We start from the raw sequence: 18,707 nt of genomic DNA, 5'->3' as shown, positions 1-18,707 counted from the left end.
TGTTAAACAGATAAGCCTGCGTATGAAAATTTAACAGGAAATTAAACTAAAACGTGACTAAATCATATTCACTTCCCGCTCTAACACTACCCCAAATTTCTCTTTTACACTTTGAATAATCGCCTCAGAAAGCGCATAAACTTCTGATCCTGTTGCCTTTCCATGGTTCACCAAGACCAGTGCCTGATTTTTCCAGGTACCCGTTTCACCAACTTTTTTTCCTTTCCAGCCACATTGTTCAATTAACCAGCCAGCTGCAAGTTTTACTGTACTATTTGATAGACAGTAGTGTACAGTGTCCGGAAAAGTAGACTGTATCTGCCTGAATTCCTCTTCGGAGATAATCGGGTTTTTAAAGAAGCTGCCGGCATTCCCGATAGTAGAGGGATCAGGTAGCTTACTCACCCGTATGTCCGCTACTACCCGCGAGATATCTTTAATACTCGGACTCTTAATTCCCCGTCTCGCCAGCTCTGAAGAAATGGCTCCATAAGATGTATTAAGTGAAGGCACTGTAGATAGCTTATAGGTAACTGCAGTGATGATAACCTTCTCTTTCAGCTCTCTCTTAAAAATACTGTCCCGATAATCAAACTGGCAGTCCGCGTTCGTGAAGGTTCGCATTTCTCCGCTTCCTATATCATAGGCCTCGCAACTAAAGAATACATCCTTCAGCTCCACACCGTAGGCTCCGATATTTTGAATGGGAGATGCTCCTACAGATCCGGGAATAAGCGTTAAGTTTTCCATACCGGCAAAACCACGTTCAACACAATAATTCACCAAATCATTCCACACCTCTCCTCCGCCCGCAGTCACCAATACGTCATCACCCTGCACTTCCTGCACTATCCCTTTAATGTTCATCCTGATTAACAAGCCCTCATAGTTGCGGGTGAACAACATGTTACTTCCGCCGCCTATAATCATGCGTTCAACATTCTGCCACCGTTGATCAGCAAAAAGCGTCCTCAGATCATTAACGGAATTTATCTCTACATAATAACGCGCAGTTGCATCTACTCCAAAAGTGTTTAATTGCTTGACGGAAAAGTTCTCTAAAACTTCAGGCATACTTGTTTTTTTTTGCGCGGTGAAGTTCGGCAATAATCTGTTAAATTGTAAGAAATAAAGTCAGCGAGGCTCCGTGCACTCACTTAATGACTAAACAAGTATTTATACTCAAAAAAGTTCTTGAAAATTTCTTTAATCAAGGTAGCATACACAACTTTGCCAACTGCCGTCGAGGCTAAATACAGCAAAACAACGATCTCCAAGCCATGAAAATTCAAAAATCTAAACTTCCTGATCAATCGCTTTCCGCAGGCTCTTTCCCCCTGATACATTACCGCGACTCTTATTCTTGTACTTTTCAATCAGCGAAACCAATCTCTCCTGATGACTTAGTCTATGCGTTTTTTGATGCTGCACCAGTTTGGGTTTCGAATCTTTTGTCGATGCGCAATAAGCTGGCAAGATTGGTTGGGCTTAAAGTAGCTTCTGAAAATGCTCGCGCATCTTTGCGACAGAACTTTAAAGTAGAAAAGGGAACCGGACTGGGTCTTTTTAAGGTAATTGATAAACGGGCGGATGAAGTACTGCTTGGTGATGATGATAAGCATCTCAACTTCCGGATTTCATTCCATCTCACAGATACTAACCCAACTAAAACCTTTACCCTATCTACAACTGTTTACTATAATAATACTTTTGGTCGGGTTTATTTTATACCTGTGAAGCCATTTCACAAAATCATTGTCCCTGCAATGATGCGGGCAATAGTTAAAAAGATTAGCTAAACTGCGATCTTCGAAAAAAACTAAGATTGAGAGTTAAACGCCTGAGCGATGAAATACCAAACCATAGCACCTTCTGCCCCTCTTGCGCCATATGTTCGTTTTTTTTGGATTTTCGAAAGCAACACCGCTTCGGTTCCATATGTCTACCGATCGGTAGCAGATGGATGCGCAGAGCTGTTATTCCACTATAAAGGAACGTTTCAGGACTTAAACACAGAAAAGCGAGAAACCTCTCCACTGGCTCTCATCCATGCACAAACTAGCCGACCCAGCCGTTTTCTTACCAATACAGCATTTGGCATATTTGGCGTTTACCTTTATCCATTTGCGATACCAAGGCTTTTTGGACTTCCTTCTTCAGTACTGACCTCCCAGCTGGTCTGCTTACAAACTTTATTAGGACAGGCGGGCACCGAGCTGGAGGAACGGATACTAACAGCGGGGGACAATATCAGCCGGGTAAAAATTCTGTCTTCCTTCCTTGTCAATTGCCTGAAGCACCAAAAGAAATCTAATGAAGCGATAGAGGCTGCCGTTCTCTATGCCATCCATAGAAATTGTAAGATTTCGGTAAAGGCATTAAGCGCAGAGTTTTGCCTTTCAGAAAGACAATTTGAAAGAAGGTTCAAGGAACTTTCGGGTTTTACTCCAAAAACTTACTTGAAGATAATCCGGTTCCAGGAAGCAATTAAAACCTATGGCGGCAAAGTTAAATCCCTCTCCGAGATTGCCCATGCCTGCGGCTACTACGATCAATCGCATTTTATCCATGACTTTAAATCGTTTTCGGGTTATCATCCCCGCCAGTATTTCAGGGGCGGAGCGGAAGGAACGGACTACAGAGACTGACAAATGTCGGATTTTTCCAATTTCTAGAACGCCAATGAAACTACCTTTAATCAAAAAATAAATTCATATGAAAGAGTTGATGATTCCAGCAGGTTATCAAAGAGTGATGCCTTACCTGATCCTCCGGAAGGCCGAAGAATTCATTCAATTCACGCAAACCGTTTTCGATGCCACTGAAAAGATGAGACACATGCGTGATGAAAAGGAGATTATGCACGCCGAAATTCAAATTGGCGACGTTACCATCATGTTTGGCCAAGCCGGTGACAACTGGGCTGAACAGCCAGCAGGTTTGTTCGTTTACGTGGAGGATGCGGACGAGACCTATAAAAAAGCGCTGGAAAACGGCGCGACATCTGTCATGGAGCCTGCTGACCGTGATTATGGCAGGAGTGCCGGAATTAAAGATCCTTGCGGAAATACCTGGTGGATTACAAGTGTAAAAAACGAGGCGTAGGCAGTCATTGACAGAATCAAGCGAAACAAAAAAAGGCTACGAGAACTCGTAGCCTTTTGCTTTTTATTCAGTGCTTAAATATGCAGTGCTCGGTTGTCTGTTGCAGCCAAAGCAGCTTCTTTAAATGCCTCCGTAAATGTTGGATGTGCATGGCAGATACGACCGATATCCTCTGCCGAAGCTCTGAACTCCATGGCAACTACTGCTTCCGCAATCATGTCAGCTGCACGTGGACCGATCATATGTACTCCAAGAAGTTCATCTGTTTGTGCATCGGCTAGCACCTTTACCAAGCCATCAATATCCATACTTGCGCGGGCACGTCCACTTGCTTTGAATGGGAAAGAGCCTGTTTTATACTTTCTGCCCTGTTCCTTAAGTTGCTCTTCTGTGAAACCTACACTTGCTACTTCCGGCCAGGTGTAAACTACACCAGGAATTAGATTATAGTTGATATGAGGCTTTTGCCCAGCAATAGTCTCTGCAACAAATACCCCTTCTTCTTCAGCTTTGTGCGCCAGCATCGCTCCGCGAACTACGTCACCGATAGCATAAATTCCTTTTACCGGAGTTTCTAAATGGTCATTAACCGGAATTTTCTTTCCGCGTTCTTCCAGCTGAATTCCAACTTTTTCTAACCCCAGTCCCTCCGTATATGCAGTACGACCTACGGCAACGATGCAATAATCGCCTTCGATACTAACTTTTTCTCCCTTAGGACTGTCAGCTGTTACAGTTACTTTGTCACCTTCAACAGCAGCTCCCGTAACCTTATGACTAAGCAAAAACTCAAATCCAAGTTTCGCAAGCGACTTTTGAAGCTCTTTACTCATCGTTTTATCCATGGTTCCAATTATGCCGTCCATAAATTCAACAACAGTAACTTTAGCACCTAAACGAGCATACACAGATCCTAATTCCAGGCCAATTACACCCCCACCGATTACAATTAAATGTTTGGGAACTTCCGGAAGGTTCAACGCTTCTGTGGAAGTGATGATCCGCTTTTTATCGATTGGAAGAAAAGGAAGTGCAGTAGGCTTAGAGCCTGTAGCAATAATCACATTCTTCGTGCTGATTGTTTCCTCTCCGCCTTCGGCTTTAGTTACCTTGATTGTGTTCTTGTCAACAAAAGAACCTACACCCTGATAGGTAGTTATCTTGTTTTTCTTCATCAGGAAGGTGATTCCGCCGGTAGTTTGCTCTACCACTTCATTTTTCCTTTTGATCATCTGAGCGATATCAACACTTAGATCATTCAGGTTAATACCGTGTGTTTTAAATGTATGAGAAGCATTGTAATAATGCTCTGAAGAATCCAATAATGCCTTTGAAGGAATACAGCCCACATTCAAACAAGTACCGCCAAAAGTGCTGTACTTCTCTATCATTGCTGTTTTTAGTCCTAATTGTGCACACCGGATGGCGGCTACGTAACCACCAGGCCCGCTGCCTATAACTGTAACATCGTATTGCATTGATTAAATTGTTGGTTGGCCAAAGTTAAAGGATTAATACGCTTTAGGAAAAATAAATATGCTATATCTCGGGATGACGCTCGAATTCCTTCTCCCTGTCAAACAGATATCGGTAAGTATGATGCGTCTTGTAAATTTCTGCCCCTATTTGCTCTGCAACCGCCATCATTCGGGGGTTAAAATCGCCGATCCAGTTCATTTGAATATCATTATACGGCACTTTGTCTCTGAATGCATTGTGCGCTTCCACTATCATCGCAATTTCTACCCCTTTTTTCTGATGTTCCGGCACAATTCCAAAGACGAGGCCGAACATTGTTCGCGTACTGCCCGTCCATTTATTGAACAAGAGCCGCAATTTCCCGAAAGTATTCAGTTCGCCATCCACATACTTAACGAAAAGCTGATTCAGCTCAGGAATACTTACAAAAAAACCGACCGGTTCATTTTTATAGTAGGCAAACCAGATGATTCGCTCGTCGATCACCGGCTTTAGCGGAGTTACGATCTGCCGCGCCTGTTCAAAGCTCATCTCCCCAACGCCGTCGTGATTCAGCCAGGCCTTGTTATATACCTGCCTAAAATCCTCAACATACTTATCCAGATCCCTCAATCCTATATGTTTAAATGCGTAATCAGGCGATCGTTTCACTCTTTCCGCAATGGCATAGTGCAGGGGTTTAAGCGGCTCGTGCACTTTCCTGTAGTAAGTATATTGCTGAAAATACACGCAAAAGCCGTACTCATCGAAGAAACTTTTGTAATAGTCAGGATTGTAGTTGCTGCAATAACAGGGAGGATGAAATCCGTCGACTAATAAGCCCCACCACTTGTCGCGGTCTCCTAGATTTATTGGCCCATCCATCGCCTCCATTCCCTTAGCCTTCAACCAGCTCTTTGCTGCATCAAAGAGGATGAATGCCGCTCTCCTATCATTCACGCACTCAAAAAAGCCAAGCCCACCTGTCGGCTGCTCAAAAGAGTAGGCTATAAGCGGATTTATAAAAGCGGCAATTCTGCCAATCACCATTCCCTGGTCATCCTTCAGTACCCATCGTATACAATTTTCTTCATCGTAATATTTATTTTTCTCTTTGTCGAAGACTTGTGAAACGTCAGCGTCAAGCGGCCGGATATAGTTAGGATCGTCCTTATATATCCTTAACGGGAGTTGCAGGAAATCTTTTTCATCTTGGCTAGTGCGGACTTCAGTTAAAATCATATGTTTAGACATCCTATAAACTGCAATTATAGGATTCCTGTTTGTAACTCGCTTTCAAACCTTGCAATTATGCTGTTTATGAACCGTTTTAATATTTCTATTGACACAATTGAATGAAAAAAATTCTTTGGCTATTTTGTATCATGTTCGCTTTTGCGGATGTTCTTGCTCAGCCACTTAATCAAAACACACTTTTTACCCGGGCTGATTCTTTACGTGGTTCATTGAGTCCCCTCAGAACCTGCTACGATCTGAATTATCATCATCTGGATGTGCGGGTAGATATTGAGGAACAGCAAATTAGCGGTTCTAACCTTTTCCGGTTTACGGCCACCCAGGATTTCAAGAAGTTGCAATTCGATCTTTTTGATAATTACCTTATTGAGAAAATAGAGTACAATGGCCAAGAGCTGGATTACTCTACCGAGCTTGATGCCGTTTTCATCGAATTTCCTTCGACCATTAAAAAAGGAAGCAAACAGGAGTTTAAAGTCTACTACTCAGGCAGTCCCATGATTGCAAAGAACGCCCCCTGGGACGGAGGCTTTGTATTTACTAAGGACGCTAACGGTAAGCCTTGGGTAGCAGTCGCATGTCAGGGATTGGGGGCAAGCTCCTGGTGGCCTACCAAAGACCATCAAGCTGATGAGGTAGACAGCATGATGATCAGCATTTCGGTCCCTGATAGCTTAATGAACGTAAGTAACGGTCGGCTCAGATCTGTCGAAGACGCGGGTCAGGGCTACAAAAAGTACAACTGGTTTGTCTCCTATCCTATCAACAACTATAACGTCACGCTCAACATCGGCGACTACGTTCATTTTTCCGATAAGTACCAGGGAGAGCGCGGGCTTTTATCACTGGACTACTATGTGCTGCGAGAAAACTTGCAAAAGGCCCAAACGCATTTCTCGGCTGATGTAAAACCCATGCTGAAATGCTTCGAATACTGGTTCGGCCCCTACCCTTTCTACCGGGACGGTTATAAGCTGGTGGAAGCTCCCTATCTGGGTATGGAACACCAGAGTGCCATAGCTTACGGTAATAAGTATCAGAAGGGCTATTTGGGATCAGACTGGTCCAGAACCGGACTTGGGTTAAAGTGGGACTATCTGATCATTCATGAGTCGGGGCACGAATGGTTTGGCAACAACATTACTTCGAAAGATGCTGCTGACATGTGGATCCATGAAGCTTTTACCACTTATTCAGAAGGTCTTTTTGTCGAATGCCAGGAAGGCAAAGAAGCAGGAGTTCGCTATATCAAAGGGGAACGTTCTGCTGTACGGAATGATGCACCTATGATCGGTATATACGGCGTAAACAAAGAAGGTTCGGGAGATATGTATTTTAAAGGGGCAAATATGCTTCATACCGTTCGCTCAATTATTAACGATGACTCCAAATGGCGTAAGATCCTGCGGAGCTTAAACAGCCAACTTGGACTTAGAACAACTGATACGAGAGAGGTGGTAGCCCTTATAAACACGCTCTCCGGTAAAAATCTCACGAAAGTTTTTGATCAATACTTGCGCTATAGGTCAATCCCCACATTAGAATTGAGAACTATAGCAGGCGGCCTAAGTTTCCGCTGGAAAGCGGACGTAAAAGGCTTTGATATGCCTGTAAGAATAAAATTCAATGAGCAAGCGAAATGGATAACTGTCCAGCCAGGCCCCGAATGGAAGCACATCAACCTGCAAGGAAATGCTTCTTCCGTTAGAGTAGATACAGACAATTTTTACATCAATACTGCAATTTCAAAATAAGGTGCAACATTAGAGTAGGGGCCGCGTCTAATAAATAAAATCGCCATGATCATGAAAAAACTATTCGCATCCTTCGGGTGGCTGTTACTGCTGCTACCTTTTATCAGCGTGGCCAGCACCAGCACCCTTCTTACCCACATAGAAAGCCACCGTTTCACTACAGAAACAAGGAAAGTAGCAAACTTCAACGCTATTGCCTCCTCAGGATCCTTTGACGTGTTCGTAAAAATGGGCTCGAAAGAAGAGCTACGTTTAGAAGGCGACGCTGACTTCATTAAAGAAATTGAAACAAAAGTTGAAAATGGAGTGCTGAAGATCAGGCTGAAAAAGCGTCTGGAGAATAGCTGGGGATTCGGAAATCAAAGCAAGGTAAATATCTACATAACGGCGAAGTCTCTCAGCGGCCTATCTGTTAGTGGAAGCGGGGACATGGAGGTAGATGGTGTAGTTAAATCTACAAAAGTTGATGTTGCGGTGAGCGGATCTGGAAGTATTACGGCAAAGACCTTGGCAAAAATATTAAACGTCGCCGTTAGCGGATCTGGGGAAGTGGAGGCTAGCGGAGAAGCTAAAACCGCTAATGTCTCGATCAGTGGATCTGGGGAATTTGAGGCTAGAAAACTTAGAACCGGAGAATCCAACGTAAAAGTGAGCGGATCTGGCGAGGCAACAGTAAGTGCGGATAAAGTGCTGAATGCAGCAATTAGCGGCTCAGGAGATATTTTCTACACCGGAAATCCGCAGGTCAATTCCAGCAAAAGCGGATCAGGGAAGATTACTCGTATTTAGTTCAGTTTTAATTAAAGTTAGAAGCCCGGCCTGAAAACCGGGCTTTTTTTATTCTCGCTGAAGCCTTGAAAATCACAAATAGTTTTCGGATACAATTAAAACCTGGCGTACACCGCTAGCTGTCCCACATGGTTGGTGGTATTGCCGACTGCCCCTTTTTGGTAATGATTTAGATATCCTGCCTCCAGATCTACTCTCTTACTCAATCTGTAACCCAAAGCCACGTAGGCACGATTTTGATCAAAAGTACTGTTGTTGATCTTATCTTTATTCTGAATGTTCAGGAAAATCTCATTCTGAAGCGCAGCAAATGCTCCTTTAGTAAAACCTGCTTCATCCGTCTTGAAGGGAACAATGGCTCTGGCAAAATAACGTAGCCTTTGAGAGAACACATCCTCTCCTGTTCTTTCAATAAAGCGTTGCTCCAGTCTAAACCGATGAGAAACAGGAATGCTCTTAATTTTATAAGCGTAGATATACTGTTGCCACAGCCTATGCTCAGTAAAATTGGCACCTAATGGAAGATCAGGATCTGCAAAGGTCTCTATCCATGCGTATCCCGCCGTCACGTTCTGCTTGCCATTAATGAAATAGGTAAGTCCAGGTCTCACTAACAAATGCCTAAAGTATTCAACGTCGTCGGCCGAGCGCAACTGAATGTCGAAATGCAAGCCCCACTTCTCCGAAAGTTTTACACTGTTGAACGACGCGAGCCATGCTGACTGCTGCACCTGCTGACCATAGGACTGAGATACGATGAACAAAAGGGAGAAAAGTAAAAATCTGAATGTGTGTTTCATGTTTATACGGTTTAAAATAAAAAAGCCCGTCCACTATCCGGAACGGGCTCAAAAATATTATAAAATGCTGTTATACTCCTAATAACAATCTTGTTGGATCTTCAAGTAGTTGCTTCACTTTTACAAGGAAACCAACTGACTCACGTCCATCGATAATCCGGTGGTCATACGAAAGAGCAACATACATGATCGGACGGATAACCACTTGTCCACCAATCGCTACCGGGCGTTCAACAATGTTGTGCATTCCTAGAATAGCCGATTGAGGTGCATTGATAATTGGCGTAGATAACATCGATCCAAACACACCACCGTTAGTGATTGTGAAGGTTCCTCCTGTCATTTCCTCTATCGTCAACTTGTTTTCCCGTGCTTTTCCTGCCAGTTCTACAACTGCTTTTTCGATCCCTGCCAGGGATAATTGCTCTGCATTACGAATAACCGGAACTACTAATCCTTTAGGCGCCGATACTGCGATCGAAACATCAACGAAATCGCTATACACGATCTGTTCATCCTCGATACGTGCATTAACGGCAGGAAAATCTTTCATTGCCTCACATACTGCCTTGGTGAAGAACGACATAAAGCCGAGACCAACGCCATGAGTTTCCTTGAATTTATCCTTGTATTTTGCACGTATATCCATGATTGGCTTCATATCCACTTCGTTGAAAGTGGTAAGCATCGCCGTTTCATTTTTAACAGATACCAGGCGTTTTGCAATTGTCTTACGTAAGCCTGACATCTTCTCTCTGCGCTCGTTTCTATCGCCACTAAAAGAAGTTGCCTGTGGTGCAGCCGCTTTCGGAGCACTTGCAGGCTTTGGAGCCTCTGCCTTTTTAGCTTCCGCTTTTAGGGCATCTTCCTTCGTTATTCTGCCACCTACGCCGGTGCCGCTTACCGCCGAAGCATTAACTCCTTTTTCAGCAAGGATCTTCGCCGCTGATGGAGAAGGGGTTCCGGCCGCATAAGATTTATCCGCCTGAGCTGCTGGCTGGGAATTCGTTGAAGCTTGAGATGCTTGTTTTGCGGGAGCAGCGGCGCCGCTTCCTGATTCGATCTTACAAACCACTGCACCAATTTCCAGGGTGTCACCTTCGCTGGCAACATATTTAAGAACTCCAGCAGCCTCAGCTGTAAGTTCAAACGTAGCTTTATCTGATTCAAGCTCTGCAATTTGCTCGTCCATGGCAACAACCTCACCTTCAGCCTTTAACCAGCGTGAAAGCACAACTTCTGAGATGGACTCACCTACAGGCGGAACCTTTATTTCAAGCGATGTAGTTTCTGTAGCAACTGGCTCTTGTCCGCCAACCTCAGCTTCCGCAACAGTTTCAGGAACAGCCTGAGATCCGCCTTCTTCAACTGTACACACCACCGCACCGATTTCAAGGGTATCACCCTCCTGTGCAATCGTTTTTAAAGTTCCCGCTCTTTCAGCTGTAAGCTCGAAAGTAGCCTTATCAGATTCAAGTTCTGCGATAACTTCATCCATTTCAACATAATCACCATCCTTCTTAATCCAACGGGATAAGGTTACTTCTGAAATTGATTCGCCTACCGGCGGAACTTTTATCTCTAAACTCATGTTTTTAAATTCTTTTGTATTAAGATTAATCTACGTTTACTACCTTTTTTGTTGTTGTCACTACAGCTTTTTCAACTTCCTTGCCTGCTCTATCTTCGAACGCCTTGCCTACAATGTATAATTGCTGCGAAATGTGCTGTTTAGCATATCCGGTTGCTGTGCTGCTTGCCTCTTTCCTTGAAATTACATCAAGGTTAAGATCAGATTTTCTAAACTTACGGCAGATATATGGCCATGCTCCCATATTTTCAGGTTCTTCCTGAACCCAGAAAAACTCTGTAGCCTTGTTGTATTTCTCTTTGATCTGTTTCAGTTGTGCATGCGGCGTAGGGAATAATTGCTCCACGCGTACGATAGCCACATCCTTACGCTGATCTGCCTGTTGCTTTTCTAACAAATCATAGTATACTTTTCCCGAGCAGAACAATACACGCTTAACATCTTTTGCTTTTACAAACGTGTCGTCAAGCACTTCCCGGAAATGTCCCTGTGTAAATTCCTGAATGTCGCTTTGCACCAACGGATGACGCAATAAGCTTTTCGGGGTAAATACTACCAAAGGCTTACGGAAATCACGTTTCAGCTGACGACGTAAAGCGTGGAAGTAGTTTGCCGGCGTGGTAATATTAACTACTTGAATATTGAAGTTGGCACAAAGTTCCATAAAGCGCTCAATCCTTGCAGAGGAGTGCTCTGGCCCCTGACCTTCATAACCATGTGGAAGTAACATAACCACACCGTTTGAACGTTGCCATTTTGTTTCTGCACTCACCAAAAACTGGTCTACGATAATTTGAGCTCCGTTAAAGAAGTCCCCAAACTGAGCTTCCCAGATAGTAAGAGAATGCGGGTTAGCAAGCGCGTATCCATACTCAAATCCGAACACCCCATACTCTGAAAGATGTGAATTATAGATATCGAATTTAGCCGGAGCACTTCCACTTTGTATTTGTGCAAGCGGAATAAACTCTTCTTCAGAATCTTCCACTTTCACTACAGCATGACGGTGTGAGAAGGTTCCACGCTCCACATCTTGTCCGCTTACACGAACCCGGAATCCTTCGCTTAGCAATGTTCCGTAAGCCATCAGCTCTCCCATTGCCCAGTCAAACTTCCGGTTCTCTACCATCTTCTTCCTATCATCAAACAACTTCTCGATCTTTTTAAAGAATTTCTTTTCTGAAGGAAGTGTTGTCAGCGTTTTTGCCACCTCCAGAAGACGCTCTTCAGAAACTGCCGTCTGGGCCGGAGTGTCGAAATCTTCAGGTGTGGCCATCCGCAAACCAGACCAGGCTCCCGAAAACATCGGATTCGGCTCGTAGGTATTGCTTTCTTTGGATTCGTTTAACCGCTCCTGAAGTAGTGCCCTGAAGCTCTTCTCCATCTCCACTGCCAGGTTCGCATCAACGCTTCCCTGTTCCATCAGTTTCTTGTTATAGATTTCCCTTGGATTGGGATGCTGCTCAATAATTTTATAAAGAAGAGGCTGCGTGAACTTCGGCTCATCAGACTCGTTATGCCCATATCGGCGGTAACAAAGGACGTCGATAAACACGTCGTTATGATATCGTTGGCGATACTCTACTGCCATATTCACTGCATGGACAATCGCCTCTACATCGTCTCCATTCACGTGGAATACGGGAGATAAAGTTACTTTAGCGATATCAGTACAGTAAGTGGATGAACGAGCATCCTTATAGTTAGTGGTAAAACCTACCTGGTTATTGATCACCACGTGGATCGTTCCACCGGTTTTGTAACCATCCAGTTTCGCCATTTGAAGCACTTCATACACCACGCCCTGCCCTGCAATAGAAGCGTCACCGTGGATCAAAATTGGGGCGAGCTTGGTATTATCTCCAGCGTATTTGAAGTCGATTTTTGAACGACAGATACCTTCTACAACCGGATCTACCGCTTCCAGGTGAGAGGGATTCGGACAAAGACTTAAGTGAACTTTTTTGCCTGAATCGGTGGTAACGTCCGTAGAGAAACCTAAGTGATATTTCACGTCCCCGTCAAACGGTTTGGACTCATCGTAGCCCTTACCTTCAAACTCCGCGAAGATATCTTTGTACGTTTTATGCATGATATTAGCCAGGACGTTCAAACGTCCACGGTGGGCCATACCGATTACAAATTCTTCAATTCCTAAGTCTGCACCTTTCTCGATAACTGAATCAAGGGCTGGAATTACACCTTCCGCACCTTCCAGCGAGAACCGTTTTTGACCAAGAAACTTCGTTCCAAGGAAATTTTCAAAAACTACAGCTTCATTCAGTTTCTTAAGAATCCGTTTTTTAGTCTCAATTGAGAAGTTCGGCCGGTTTCTTTCACGCTCTAAACGTTCCTGAAACCATTTTACTTTTTCCGGATTACGGATATAAGTGAACTCGGCACCGATTGATTGGCAGTAAGTTTCTTCTAACAGGGTTACAATGTCTTTCAACGTTGCCGGACCTAAACCCACTTCGACACCTGCATTAAACACGGTGTTCAGATCTGTTTCACTTAGGCCAAATGTTTCCAGCTCTTTACCAGGAAAATACTTGCGGCGTTCCCTAACAGGATTTGTTTTAGTAAACAAATGCCCGCGATCGCGGTAACCGTGGATCATGTTCAATACTTTGATCTCCTTCAGGAAATGCTCAGGAGTTTCACCACCTGCCACATTTGCTTCAGATCCGCGACCAAAATCAAAGCCCTCAAAGAATTTTCTCCATCCAAAATCGATGGATTCTGGATCCTCCTGATACTGCTGATAAAGTGAATCTATATACGATGAATGTGCGTTACTGAGATAAGATAAATTATCCATGTATTTTTTATTACTAAGGTAGCGGCAAAAATAAAAGTTTAACCTTATAATAAGCCACTTATTTTGATTATTTAAGTTTTTACTAAACTGTTTTTACTTCTTGGGCAGAATTAGGCGCATTTAGTTCAGTAAAGCGTCTTTTTATTGATGATTCTGCTAAAATCTCCTCAGGTTTAACCAGCAAAGAACGACTTTTAGCCATGATTCCATCTCCAACTAAAAAGGCCCAATTGCCCCAGTTATTAGCGGGTGAAAAATCAATCGCCTTTTCTTCAAAATACGCTGATCCGGCTTGCCAGGTAATCCCAAGACTATTTACCAGATAAGAAGACACGTACTGTGTTGCTTTATCACTGATATAACCGTTCGCATTTAATTCGGCAACACAAACGTCTACCACCGGTTCACCGGTGTGTCCATCCTGCCATTTCTTCAACTTTTTTACATCCTCTGCCGATAATTCCTTTTCCGGAGCCTGTTCTTCGAGCAGCTGGCTTCCGTACTTTTTTAACATGAACCTGAAAAAGTCACGCCATTGCAGCTCGGTTAGTATTTTTGCTCCTACTTCGGTGGCTCCTGATAGTTGCTTATGCCCCTTCACCGCCCAGTACACTTCTCTCACTGACAAACATCCGATCGAAAGCCAGGGAGAAAGACCAGAGGAAAAAGATTTTAAGTTAGTTTTCTTTTCCCGAGCTTCAAACAATACGGTATTCAAATGCTGTAAACCCTGCAGTTCCCCGCCCTTGAATTCTAGCGAACCACCCTTCACCTGCTCGAGGCCAAGATCAGCCATAACAGGCACTTCTCCGGGTTCTAAATCGCTTGGAACTGCTATCTTAACAGGAGTATCGAAACATGGTTTTACAACACTATCCCTTTCCACTTTTTTCCTGAACACCATGAAGTCGTTCGGGATATTTTTGATAGGAAACGGTAAATCTTCTTTATGATACAGGGTGTGCCCGATAAAGTGCTTCAAATTAATCTGTTGCTTCCAAAGCGCCTCTTCCACCAGCCCCGAAATTTCTGTTTCCCGCGCTGCAACCTCCCGATGATGGTACACTTCAGTAACATTATACGCTGCACAAATCTCTGGCAGAACTTCCTCCGGTTTACCCGTTTTTATCACCAAATCCCCTCCCAATTGCTGCAAGGCGTACTTCAACGCCACCACACTCTCCAAAAGGAATTTTGCCCGAAGAGCGCCTGTTGTCCTGGTTCCGTACTTGCTAACATCAAAATATCGGGGATCGAAGCAATAAACAGGCACTACTCTTTCAGATCGCCTTACTGCTTCAAGCAATATTTCGTTATCGTGAATTCGCAAATCATTCCTAAACCAAATCAATATGGTTTTTTCACTCATATGCTCTGTTTACTAAATCTTGCAAAATAATCAAAAATTGCGGGTTCAGAGCGAGCGAACACAGGGCGAACTGGCAATATTTACATGGTAAAGACAAACGTTTAAGAACGGCAAAAAGGACCAAATGGCGAATGCTGCAAAGAGAAAAATCAACGAAGATTTTTTCGATGGCAGTGTAAAAAATCTCCGTTCCTAACTATTTTCCTTCAGTTTCCGATACCAGGGTAGCTTATTGAAATCCATCTCAAGACGAGCAACAACCCTGTTATTCTCAAGGTGCTCATTTACAATTTCTTCAACATCTTCCAATTGTACTCCCCCGTAAAACACACCCTCCGGATAGATGACTATGCTCGGTCCTGCTTCGCAGGCCTCCAAACAGCCCGTCTTTTGTGCCCTGATATGAACCTGCAAATTTTTATCTTTAATTAATTTTTTAAAAGCATTTACTAGCGCCATTCCATGGCCCTCCCCACAACTAACCCTTGCCCCTTCCGGACGTTGGTTAGTACAAACAAATACGTGTTTAGTATACAGCATAATTAAACCAAAAGTACAATTATCAGGTTACAACAGCAGATGAATAAAACTGTTCTTATTACTGGAGGATCGGGTCTTATTGGCGCGGCTTTAACCAAATTCCTTTTGGACAAGGGCTATAAAGTTCACCATCTCAGCCGTAAGCAAAGAGCTACACCAGGAGTAAGTAGTTTTATTTGGGATGTGGATAAGCAGATAATTGACGAAGAATGCATTGAAGGCGTAGACGTGCTGGTTCATTTGGCGGGGGAAGGAATTGCCGATAAGCCTTGGACGAACAAAAGAAAACGAGCGATAATTTCCAGCAGAAGGGATTCTATTCAACTCATTTATACATTAATGCAAAGGCGCCCGAACCAAATCAGGTCGGTCATTTCTGCCTCGGGAATAGGAATTTATGGGAACCGTGGAAACAAATTGTTACGCGAGGATGCCAGCTCAGGTAATGATTTCCTGTCGGAAAGTTGTGTTGAATGGGAGAAAGCAGTTGATATGGTTCCCCATCCGGATCTAAGAGTTGTTAAGCTGCGGACAGGGGTAGTTCTTTCTAAAGAAGGCGGTGCCTTAGCAGTGATGGAAAGGCCAGTTCAGCTGGGCCTGGGAGCGCCTCTTGGATCTGGATTACAGTACATGCCCTGGATACACATTGCCGATATGGTGCGCATGTATCTATTTATGATTGAGAATGAGCACCTGCAGGGAACCTTCAACGCCTGTACGGCTTCGGTAAGCAATAGGAATTTTACACGGGCGCTTGCGAAAGCTCTCAAAAAACCGATGTTTCTTCCTGCGGTGCCTGCTTTTATTCTGAGAATCCTCTTAGGGGAAATGAGTGCCGTGGTCTTGAGCAGTACAAACGTTTCAGCTGAAAAAATAAATGCAGCGGGATTTCAACCGCTGTTCCCTACGCTGGATCTGGCTTTAGCCGATATTTATGAAAGAAAAGCCTGAAGTAAATATTTTTTGGTTCCGAAGGGATTTGCGACTAGACGACAACTGCGGGCTATACCATGCCTTGAAGGCTGGCTTACCAGTTCTGGCACTTTTTATCTTCGATCGCAATATCCTAGAGCAGCTCGAGGACGAGGATGACGCCCGGGTCTCGTTTATCCATGATGCTATCGTAAAACTGAAGGCGGAGCTGGCAGCCAAAGGTTCAGGCTTAAGAGTAATTCACGCCAGGCCATTAGAAGCTTTCCAACAACTACAGGGCGAGTACACTCTGCGAAACGTGTTTATCAACGACGACTACGAGCCCTACGCAAGGAAGCGGGATCAGGAAATAGGCGACTATCTGAAAACAAAAGGCATAAACTTCAAGGGGTACAAGGATCACGTTGTGTTTGAGAAAAACGAGGTGTTAAAAGAAGACGGAACACCTTACACGGTTTTCACCCCTTATAAACGCAAGTGGCTGCAGAAACTTGAGGCGGAATTCCATTTAAAATCCTATCCCAGCAAAGAGTACTTGCCCAATCTTTACCAATGCCGCCAACCAGAAATCCCGGAACTTGCTGAAATCGGGTTTAAACGAAGCCCGATAACGGTTCAAATACCGGAGTACATTGAAGTTTTGGGGAACTATAAGAACACGCGCGACTACCCGGCGCTTAATGGAACGTCAAAGCTGAGCGTTCATTTACGGTTCGGAACAATTAGTATTCGAGAAGCTGCGCGGCTGGGGCTCGAACATTCTCCAGATACCTGGCTATCAGAGTTGGTATGGAGAGATTTTTATGCAATGATCTTATGGTATTTCCCACATACTGTCCATTCCTCTTTCAAAAAAGAGTTTGATAATATCCGCTGGCGTAACAACGAAGCGGAGTTCCAGTTTTGGTGCGAAGGTAAGACAGGTTACCCCATAGTAGATGCCGGCATGCGGCAGCTGAACGCTACGGGCTGGATGCACAACAGGGTACGAATGGTGGTAGCGAGTTTTCTATGCAAGCACCTGCTGATTGACTGGCGCTGGGGAGAAGCGTATTTCGCCCGGAAATTACTTGACTATGATCAGGCGAGCAACATAGGTGGTTGGCAATGGGCTGCAGGAACCGGGAATGATGCTGCTCCCTACTTTCGCGTTTTTAGTCCGGACTTACAGACGCAGAAGTTTGACAAAAAGTTGGAATACATCAGGAAATGGATTCCTGAATTCGATGACCCGTTCAGATACCCACAACCGATAGTGGAACATAAATTTGCAAGGGAAAGAGCTTTGGAAGTGTATAAGGCTGGTTTAGCTAAATAAAAAAAGGCGCCTAGATGGCGCCTTCTGTATCTTTTTAGCTATGGTTTCACTTCTGTAACTCGAATCTCGAAATCCAGTGGCACAAATGGGGGAAATCCCCTATCGATACCATTTCCATAGCCCAGGCTTGAAGGAAAAACAACTCGAATAGAGCCTCCTTCTTTAATAAATGGTAATCCCTCAGTCCAACCTTTAACAACCCCTCCATCTAAATCCGCTTCTAAAAGATTAGAAGCGTCATTACTAGCGAAGACCTTGCCGTTAGTAAACTTTCCGGTATAAATAGCCATCACCGTAGAGTCTCTTGTAATCGGACTTCCTGTCCCCGGGTTGATAATCTTGTAGTAAAGTCCACTAGCTGTCTTAGTAAACTCGTTTATACTTGCTCCAAGATGGTTTTTTATTACTGCTTCTTCGTATTGAGCAATCGTATTTTCACTAGCTACAATTTTAACAGTTACATCAAGAGAAGAATTTCCTTTCAGATCTAAGCTATTGTCATAGCCCGGAAAAGAGCTATAACCACTTACACCATAAGCAAACCTGGAAGGAATAACAAGTCTTATTTCTCCCCCAACCCGTGTAAGTCCTTCGTTGATAACTTCTCTGAAGGCGTCAGCCTGCTTTTCACGCACGCCTGGAAGGCTGATGTATCCGAAAAAATTATAGAATCTATTATAAAGGGTAATGGTATCAACTGCGCTGAAACGACCATCAAGAGATCTAACTGTATAATGCGCTAGTACCCTTTTCGTATAATCCAGCTCTTCTCCCGTTCCTTGTTTAATTACCTTATAATAAATCCCATTACTCAGCGTAAAGCCAGTTAGACTGTTCTGGCTCATATACGCATCGATACCCTGCTGGTCCTCCTCCTCGATACTAGCATAATCCTTCTTACAAGCCGCAAAAAAGACAATGGCAGCAAGCAGCAGTGCGGGTAAAGTATATCTCTTAAATTTCATTCTATTG

16 protein-coding genes are annotated in these 18,707 nt (G+C 43.9%); 7 read left to right on the top strand and 9 right to left on the bottom strand.

Annotated features, from left to right (window positions below; translation table 11 throughout):
* Positions 1–57: 57 nt before the first annotated feature.
* Positions 58–1,074: a UDP-N-acetylmuramate dehydrogenase gene (murB, locus tag J4N23_RS19375; protein ID WP_207429496.1), complete on the bottom strand. Its 1,017-nt coding sequence runs from the start codon at positions 1,072–1,074 to the stop codon at positions 58–60.
* A gap of 206 nt (positions 1,075–1,280) precedes the next feature.
* Here murB and J4N23_RS19370 point away from each other — a divergent pair, with 206 nt between their 5' ends.
* The 3 genes from J4N23_RS19370 to J4N23_RS19360 all read left to right on the top strand — a co-directional run bounded on the left by J4N23_RS19370 (position 1,281) and on the right by J4N23_RS19360 (position 3,105).
* Positions 1,281–1,799 (top strand): DUF2867 domain-containing protein, encoded by a 519-nt coding sequence (locus J4N23_RS19370; RefSeq protein ID WP_207429495.1) that lies wholly within the window; start codon positions 1,281–1,283, stop codon positions 1,797–1,799.
* Positions 1,800–1,847: 48 nt separating this feature from the next.
* Entirely contained in the window at positions 1,848–2,648 is an 801-nt protein-coding gene (locus tag J4N23_RS19365) for a helix-turn-helix domain-containing protein (RefSeq protein ID WP_207429494.1), read from the top strand.
* Positions 2,649–2,715: 67 nt separating this feature from the next.
* The gene (locus tag J4N23_RS19360) at positions 2,716–3,105 is read left to right on the top strand and encodes a VOC family protein (RefSeq protein WP_207429493.1); all 390 of its coding nucleotides are present in this window, start codon (positions 2,716–2,718) and stop codon (positions 3,103–3,105) included.
* 74 nt (positions 3,106–3,179) lie between these two features.
* Here the strand turns inward: J4N23_RS19360 and lpdA are convergent, their stop codons facing one another.
* Together lpdA and J4N23_RS19350 are read right to left on the bottom strand one after the other, a co-directional pair.
* The gene (gene lpdA / locus J4N23_RS19355) at positions 3,180–4,583 is read right to left on the bottom strand and encodes a dihydrolipoyl dehydrogenase (RefSeq protein WP_207429492.1); all 1,404 of its coding nucleotides are present in this window, start codon (positions 4,581–4,583) and stop codon (positions 3,180–3,182) included.
* Positions 4,584–4,644: 61 nt separating this feature from the next.
* The gene (locus tag J4N23_RS19350; protein ID WP_207429491.1) at positions 4,645–5,805 is read right to left on the bottom strand and encodes a hypothetical protein; all 1,161 of its coding nucleotides are present in this window, start codon (positions 5,803–5,805) and stop codon (positions 4,645–4,647) included.
* 113 nt (positions 5,806–5,918) lie between these two features.
* On the opposite strand from J4N23_RS19350, the gene J4N23_RS19345 reads away from it, so the two are divergent.
* Entirely contained in the window at positions 5,919–7,574 is a 1,656-nt protein-coding gene (locus tag J4N23_RS19345; RefSeq protein ID WP_207429490.1) for a M1 family metallopeptidase, read from the top strand.
* Positions 7,575–7,625: 51 nt separating this feature from the next.
* Positions 7,626–8,363: a head GIN domain-containing protein gene (locus J4N23_RS19340; RefSeq protein ID WP_207429489.1), complete on the top strand. Its 738-nt coding sequence runs from the start codon at positions 7,626–7,628 to the stop codon at positions 8,361–8,363.
* Between the two features lie 95 nt (positions 8,364–8,458).
* On the opposite strand, the gene J4N23_RS19335 is transcribed toward J4N23_RS19340, so the two are convergent.
* From J4N23_RS19335 to J4N23_RS19315, 5 genes are all read right to left on the bottom strand, one after another.
* Positions 8,459–9,163, bottom strand: a complete 705-nt coding sequence (locus tag J4N23_RS19335; protein ID WP_207429488.1) for a DUF2490 domain-containing protein — start codon at positions 9,161–9,163, stop codon at positions 8,459–8,461.
* A gap of 70 nt (positions 9,164–9,233) precedes the next feature.
* Entirely contained in the window at positions 9,234–10,754 is a 1,521-nt protein-coding gene (gene odhB / locus J4N23_RS19330) for a 2-oxoglutarate dehydrogenase complex dihydrolipoyllysine-residue succinyltransferase (protein ID WP_207429487.1), read from the bottom strand.
* 25 nt (positions 10,755–10,779) lie between these two features.
* A complete protein-coding gene (locus tag J4N23_RS19325; protein ID WP_207429486.1) occupies positions 10,780–13,575 on the bottom strand; it encodes a 2-oxoglutarate dehydrogenase E1 component in 2,796 nt (931 codons plus the stop codon).
* Between the two features lie 82 nt (positions 13,576–13,657).
* Complete coding sequence (locus J4N23_RS19320) at positions 13,658–14,944, bottom strand: DASH family cryptochrome (RefSeq protein ID WP_207429485.1); 1,287 nt, start codon at positions 14,942–14,944, stop codon at positions 13,658–13,660.
* A 192-nt stretch (positions 14,945–15,136) separates the two neighbouring features.
* Positions 15,137–15,484: a ferredoxin gene (locus tag J4N23_RS19315; protein ID WP_207429484.1), complete on the bottom strand. Its 348-nt coding sequence runs from the start codon at positions 15,482–15,484 to the stop codon at positions 15,137–15,139.
* Positions 15,485–15,523: 39 nt separating this feature from the next.
* Here J4N23_RS19315 and J4N23_RS19310 point away from each other — a divergent pair, with 39 nt between their 5' ends.
* Both J4N23_RS19310 and J4N23_RS19305 read left to right on the top strand, forming a co-directional pair.
* Positions 15,524–16,435, top strand: a complete 912-nt coding sequence (locus tag J4N23_RS19310) for a TIGR01777 family oxidoreductase (protein ID WP_207429483.1) — start codon at positions 15,524–15,526, stop codon at positions 16,433–16,435.
* On the top strand, positions 16,419–17,735 hold the full coding sequence (locus tag J4N23_RS19305) for a deoxyribodipyrimidine photo-lyase (RefSeq protein ID WP_207429482.1): 1,317 nt from the start codon (positions 16,419–16,421) through the stop codon (positions 17,733–17,735). The genes J4N23_RS19310 and J4N23_RS19305 overlap by 17 nt, the downstream gene beginning before the upstream one ends.
* A 38-nt stretch (positions 17,736–17,773) precedes the next feature.
* Here J4N23_RS19305 and J4N23_RS19300 read toward each other — a convergent pair whose 3' ends face one another.
* Entirely contained in the window at positions 17,774–18,700 is a 927-nt protein-coding gene (locus J4N23_RS19300; protein WP_207429481.1) for an FKBP-type peptidyl-prolyl cis-trans isomerase, read from the bottom strand.
* Positions 18,701–18,707: the final 7 nt, after the last annotated feature.

It is taken from the genome of Pedobacter sp. SYSU D00535, from assembly GCF_017355855.1.
In the GTDB taxonomy this organism is placed as follows: domain Bacteria; phylum Bacteroidota; class Bacteroidia; order Sphingobacteriales; family Sphingobacteriaceae; genus Desertivirga.
This window is presented reverse-complemented; position numbering and strand designations above follow the sequence as displayed.